This window comes from Rhodoferax sp. GW821-FHT10B06 (assembly GCF_059415605.1).
Genome location: NZ_JBWKNO010000029.1, coordinates 20,836 through 27,121, shown reverse-complemented (window position 1 = coordinate 27,121; position 6,286 = coordinate 20,836). Strand labels below are relative to the sequence as shown.

Annotated in this window: 4 protein-coding genes and 1 riboswitch; of the genes, 2 read left to right on the top strand and 2 right to left on the bottom strand. The window is 60.9% G+C overall.

From position 1 onward, the window contains the following. Positions 1-273 precede the first annotated feature (273 nt). Positions 274-1,173 carry a LysR family transcriptional regulator ArgP gene (locus AC07O2_RS25610; RefSeq protein WP_495234932.1) on the top strand — a complete coding sequence of 300 codons (900 nt, stop codon included), beginning with the start codon at positions 274-276 and terminating at the stop codon, positions 1,171-1,173. On the opposite strand, the gene AC07O2_RS25605 is transcribed toward AC07O2_RS25610, so the two are convergent. Together AC07O2_RS25605 and AC07O2_RS25600 are read right to left on the bottom strand one after the other, a co-directional pair. Beyond that, entirely contained in the window at positions 1,166-3,139 is a 1,974-nt protein-coding gene (locus tag AC07O2_RS25605; RefSeq protein WP_495234931.1) for an amidohydrolase, read from the bottom strand. The genes AC07O2_RS25610 and AC07O2_RS25605 overlap by 8 nt on opposite strands. 136 nt (positions 3,140-3,275) lie before the next feature. Beyond that, positions 3,276-4,286 carry a helix-turn-helix transcriptional regulator gene (locus AC07O2_RS25600; RefSeq protein WP_495234930.1) on the bottom strand — a complete coding sequence of 337 codons (1,011 nt, stop codon included), beginning with the start codon at positions 4,284-4,286 and terminating at the stop codon, positions 3,276-3,278. 299 nt (positions 4,287-4,585) lie between these two features. Further along, positions 4,586-4,791: riboswitch (cobalamin riboswitch) on the top strand. A 203-nt stretch (positions 4,792-4,994) separates the two neighbouring features. Here AC07O2_RS25600 and AC07O2_RS25595 point away from each other — a divergent pair. Beyond that, positions 4,995-6,284: a cobyrinic acid a,c-diamide synthase CobB gene (locus AC07O2_RS25595; protein ID WP_495234929.1), complete on the top strand. Its 1,290-nt coding sequence runs from the start codon at positions 4,995-4,997 to the stop codon at positions 6,282-6,284. The last annotated feature ends 2 nt before the right edge of the window (positions 6,285-6,286 follow it).

Genomic DNA, 6,286 nt, shown 5'->3' with positions numbered 1-6,286 from the left:
GGGCTTGCCGTCGGCGGTCTTGAAGGTGAAGGGCTCGTAGGTGGGGTCGATGGCGACTTTGAGGTCTTTACCTTGTGACAGGGCGCTCAGGCTAATGGTGCCGATGGCAATCGAAAGAAGCAGTTTTTTCATCGTGGATCTCGGTAAGGATACGGATCTAGGGTTTTCCCCGCTCTGGGAAATCACCCTGTGTTGTCAGGGAGCCGCAGGTTAGTGGGCTTTGAAAAAGAAATAAAACTAATTTTTTTAACGTTGGTTTAGTATTTCTAAATTATGAAAATAGACAACGCGCATCTGGCGGCTTTTGCGATGGTGCTGCGCGAGGGCAGCTTCGAGGCGGCGGCCAAGCGCCTGCATGTCACGCCCTCGGCCATCAGCCAGCGCGTCAAGCTGCTGGAGGAGCATCTGGGCCAGGTGTTGCTGCAGCGCTCCACGCCCACCCAGGCGACCAGCGCGGGCATGGTGCTGGCCCGGTTTGCCGAGCAGGTGTCGATGCTGGAGGCTGAGATGCTCAGCGAGGTAGGTGCCCCGGAAATGCTGGGCGCGGCCATGCAGCGCGTGCCCATCGCGGTGAACGTGGATTCATTGGAAACCTGGTTCCTGTCGGTGTTCGATGTACTGCCGCCCGGCGTGCAGATGTGCCTGGATATCCGCGTGGAGGACCAGGACCACTCGGCCGTGCTGCTGCGTGAGGGCACGGTGATGGGCGCCGTCAGCTCCAGCCCCGACCCGACCTACGGCTGCACCGCTGAGCCCCTGGGTGTGATGCGCTACCTGGCCGTGGCATCGCCTGCGTTTGCGCAAAGCTATTTCGCCACTGCCAACCGAGAGGAGGCGCTGCACCACGCGCCCATGCTGGGCTTCAACCGCAAGGACAGGCTGCACGACCTCTTCATCGCCCAACTGGCGAATACCGCCCAGCTGTCGCCCACGCATTTCATTCCCTCGGTGCACGGATTTGTGCATGCGGTGGCGCGCGGCCTGGGCTGGGGACTGGCGCCTGAAGCCTTGGTGGCCGAGGGTATTGCTGCAGGCACCTTGATCGACATCTTGCCCGGCCAGCACCTGGATGTGGCCCTGTACTGGCACCGCTGGCGTATGCGTTCGTCGTTCCTGGACGTGATTGGCGTGGCGCTGAAGCAGGCGGTGCAGACCGGCCTGCGGGTCAATTGATTCTCTGTTTCAGGGTACGCAGCACTTCCCAGCCCATGACATGTTTCGGCAGCGATGCTTCATGCCCGACAGATGCATGAAGATTCAGACTTTGCGCTTTTAAAGCCGAGGACTTTGCCACCGTGCTGGATGCGCTGATGAACGGATCCAGCGCCCACACGACCGATCCGCCCACCATGGTCATCAGCACTTTGTTGCGTGCAAGTTCGTCCTCAGGTACCTGCATGAAGTTTTGGTCGAGCACGATCAAATCTGCGTACTTGCCCACTTCGATAGAGCCGATTTTGTCTTCCATGCGGAGCTGGTAGGCAGAATTCATCGTGATGGCGCGCAATGCATCCTGGCGTGATAGCGCCGGGTCGTTGTTGATCTTGCCGGCCAGATCGGGGCCAAAGCTGTTCGGGCTCGTGGGGTCGCCGGATCGCGTGACACCAATTTTCAAAGCCAGCATTTCATCGAAAGGATCGATGGGCCAGTCGCTGCCGTAGCCCACCCGGGCGCCTGCGTTATGCAGGCTGCCAAAGGGCTCCATGCGGGCGAAACGATCGGCGCCTAGGTGGTTCTCGGTTTCACCGACGGAGTAGGGGGCTTGCTGTGCCCACTGGAACGAGAACGACGCCATCACACCCAGTGCTTTGTAGCGACCATAGTCCGCCGTATCGACTGTTTCGTTGTGTGCAATTACGGGGCGGAAGTCCGTATTGGGTACCTTCTGGCGCGCATACTCAATGGCATCCAATGTCTCACGCACGGTACGTTCGCCTGTGGCATGGATGTGAGGATCCATTCCAGACTTTGCGATTTCCGCCATCAGCGGCTTGAACACCTCAGGCGCAAAATACACTCTGCCAGAGTTGGTGCTTGGTACCCAGTTAGGCGCATTCGCGGTGCCTATATTCATGTTGTACGGCGTCAGCAGACCTCCCGTGTCGGCTGGCGCATTGACCACACCATCCCCGAACATCTTCAGGTTGTGAAAGTTGATGCCAGGCGCTGCCGTGGATGGTCCTTGGTCGTACTGTGCAGCCAGGGCCTTGGCCGCAGCTACAGTGGCTACTGGGTCTGCTTTGGCGTCGTCAACGCTCAGCTGGATGGCGAAGAATCCGCGTGCGGTAAGTTCGCCGTTTTTTTGCAAGGTGCCGAAGGTTTTGCCCTGCGTGGCACCTGCTGCAGCATCCATGAAGGTCGTCACACCTTGGCGGCGCATTGCGTCTAGTGCAGCACGGCCTTGTGCGAGGATATCGGCGTCGGAATCGGGCGGAATCAGCGCCGCCACGGCGAAGCTGGCGGTGTCTTCGCAGATGCCCGTTGGGTTACCTTGCGCGTCCCGCGCATACGATCCGCCTGCAGGGTCTGGTGTGGTCTTGCTGACTCCGGCCAAAGCCAGAGCGCGCGAGTTGGCCAGCACGGAATGGAAGTCTGAAGAGCGCACCAGGATGGGCCGGCTTGTGGAGAGTGCGTCCAGGGTGGACTTGTCTGGATCGGCATCAACGGCCTGTGTGGCTTGGCGCGCCCAATTGACCACCTCCAGCCAGGTATCAGGTTCTTTATCCGCCGAAGCGTCCAGACAGGCCTGGATCTGTGTGCGCATCTGGTCACGCGTCAATGTTGCGTAGTTCAGGTTGCATAAGAGCAGTGCACGTCCTCCGCCGATGGGATGCAGGTGGCCATCGACAAAGCCGGGCATCAGCATGCGCCCGCCCAGGTCAATCACTTTGGTGCTGCTGCCGATGAACTTCTGGGCACCATCATCGGTACCGGTATAGACCACCAGTCCTTTGCGGATGGCAACGGCTTGCTTGACCGAGTTCGACGCGTCCACCGTGTAGACATAGCCATGGTTGAAAACGGTGTCTGCGGGTTCAGGGTCTGACCCTCCACACCCGACCACCAAGGCTGTGGCTGTCGTCAGCACAATGAATCCTACCCACAAGGCGCGCGCACGCACCCTCCGCGCTGTCAGCATGGCTCTTCCTTTATGTGATTATTGAAAAGTTGTTTTGACTGCAACCTCCGTATGGTTTGCGGAGGTACACAACTTCCTGGGCCAATGTATCTGGCTGGTTAACGAAACGCCCCTCCGCAGATGCAGAGGGGTGTCGTCAAGTAGATGAGGAGGCTGGCTGGTGGCCGAGTAACTTGCCCAGTTCGATCTTGTTGCGTACGCCGAGCTGCAGGTACGCATCACGCAGATAGGTTCGCACCGTCGCCGGGCTCAGATCCAGGCGGCGCGCGATCATCTTGTAGGAGTGGCCGCTGGCATACAACACGGCCACTGCCCGCTCTCGCGGGGCCAGACTGTCATGCGGCAAAGTTGAATTCAGCAGCAGGGCCACGAGCTCTCCGCAGCGCGTGAAGCTGATGCTGGAGCGTCCCCATTGCAGTTTGCATGGAGCCTCGGATAGTTGCGGATGCAAGGCCTCAGGCAGTATGGAGCCGGACCACGAAGGAAATCGCTTACGGATCGTCTTGGCCATGTCGGTGCCGATATGCACCAGGAGCCCCGAGATCTCACAGAGGGCCATCCCCTCCAGTCCAGCCAAGGATGCACGTTGAACCGTATGCTGCAGGGTTTCCCACCAAATTTGCTGTAAATGTCGGCAGAATTCGCCAAACATAACGGCTTCTAGATCGGTGAATGGAGGATCGTTTTCCCCGCGATAGATGGACACGAAAAACCGCATTTTGCTGTCATGCAGTCCCATGGTGATCGCCATGGCGTGAAAGAGCTTGTGGCGGCGGGCAAACTGCTCCACCTCCTCGGTATCCAATGCGTAGCCACTGTCTCTGAACACTTGGCCCAGGGCATCGATGGAAGCTTGGGCAAACGTGTCGCTACCACTGACCGCATTCCATTCCTGCGCGAAAGTGGCCGGCAGCCCCAGGCTGCCGTGTTGCCAGTTGAAGGAACTGCTGCTGGTGTCGCCTGCGGAGCATTCTCCCCACCAGGCGGAGCGTAGCGGCAACAGCGATCGCAATGCCTGGACGGCATCGGGTATCAATCGGTCCAGGCGACGCTCACGGGCCAGGCCGTGTAATTCCAGTAACTGCTTGCTGAATTCCGTGAAAAGTTCGGTGATGGGCTTGGCGGAACTATGCGAAGCGAACAGCATTGGTATGGGGTATATGGGGTTGGGTTTCCGTCAGCGAAAACCTATTTTTGGGAGCTCAGACTCGCCATCAAGCGCATGACAGCTTGTTGAAGGACTTGTAAGTTATTGATTTTCAGAAGCATGAAGGACGCTACATACTGGAGCATCGCATTCGCGGCGGCGTTCCGGCTACGGGGTTTACGATGGAAGCATTTTTGGGGCCAAGCATGAAAAGTTCAGCTCGGTCTCATCCTTCCAATGTCTCAACCATGCGTCGCCGTACGCTGGCCTCCGAATGGTCAACTGCTACACTTCGGGCCTGTTGATAGGTGTCTTTCAGCCCTTGGATATGTTCTTGGGTTTGGAGGATTAAACGGGAAGTCGGTGCGATGCCGACGCTGCCCCCGCAACGGTAAGCGAGCCAAAGCGCGGCCTTATCTGCCACTGTGCATCCAATGCATGGGAAGGTGGCCCCGCAGAAAAGTCCCCCTTTTCCCTCGTGAGCCCGGATACCGGCCTGTTAGCACAAGCGTGACCTTGCGGTGGGCGGGTGTCAGCGGGCTCCATGGCGTGCCGGACATTGCTCCGTCTGCGCCTGCGCCTTCTGATCTCTTTGCCCCCGGGTCGCATCGATCCATCTTGTCGCGCGGCGGGCGTGTGGGGCTGAACCATGTACTACCAAATTTATAGCTGCTCGCGCAGGTGGAATATGCGCTGGCGGGCAATTTGATGCCTAAAGTGTGCGATGCACTGCTGGTGTCGGCCCCGGCCTCCGGCCAGGGCAAGACCACGGTCACGGCCGCTTTGGCCGCCTGGCACCGCAGCCAGGGCCGGCGCGTGCGCGTGTTCAAGACCGGCCCCGACTTTCTGGACCCGATGGTGCTGGAGCGCGCCAGCGGTCATCCTGTTTACCAGCTGGACTTGTGGATGGTGGGCGAGGCCGGGTGCCGGGCGCTGCTGCATGCGGCAGCGGCCGAGTCCGACGTGATCCTGGTGGAAGGCGTGATGGGCTTGTTCGATGGCACGCCCAGCAGCGCCGACCTGGCCCAGGCGCTGGGCTTGCCGGTGCTGGCGGTGATCGATGGATCGTCCATGGCCCAGACCTTTGGCGCCGTGGCCTATGGCCTGTGCAGCTACCGCCCCGGCCTGCAGTTTGCCGGCGTGCTGGCCAACCGCGTCGGTAGCGACAGCCACGCCCAGATGCTGAAAGACAGCCTGCCCACCGGCCTGCGCTGGTTCGGTGCCATGCCCCGCTCGGCCAGCTACAGCCTGCCCGAGCGCCACCTGGGTTTGGTGCAAGCGTCTGAAGTCGTGCAGCTGGACGAACGCATTGCCCAAGCCGCCCAGGCCATCGGCCCCAGCGTCGAGGGCATGGCCAGCCCGGTGCGTTTCGAGCCTGTGGTCGCCGAGCCGTTACCGCCATTGCTGGCCGGTGTGCGCATTGCGGTGGCGCGTGACGCGGCCTTTTCTTTCTTGTACGCAGCCAATCTGGACTGCCTGCGTGCGCTGGGTGCCGAGCTGGTGTTCTTTTCGCCGCTAGCCGATGCCGCCTTGCCCGATGCGCACAGCCTATACCTGCCCGGCGGCTACCCCGAGCTGCACCTGCACACCCTGCAGGCCAACCAGGCCATGCGCGAGGCCGTGCGTGCCCACCATGCGCAGGGCAAACCCATCGTCGCCGAATGCGGCGGCATGCTGGCGCTGCTGGACAGCCTGGCCGGCCACGATGGCGTGCCGGTGCCCATGTGGGGCCTGCTGCCCGGCACCGGTGCCTTGCAAAAGCGCTTCGTGAACCTGGGCATGCACGCAGTGCAGCTGCCCGAGGGCCGTCTGCGCGGCCACAGCTTCCACCACGCGCGCATGGACAGTACGCTGCCCGCCGTGGCCTTCACCGCGCCGCAGCGCGAACGCAGCCATGCCGAGCCGGTGTACCGCAGCCGTCGCCTGCATGCCTCGTTCATGCATCTGTACTTTCCGTCCCACCCCGGCGCTGTGGCGCAGCTGTTTGCGCCGGGCTGACT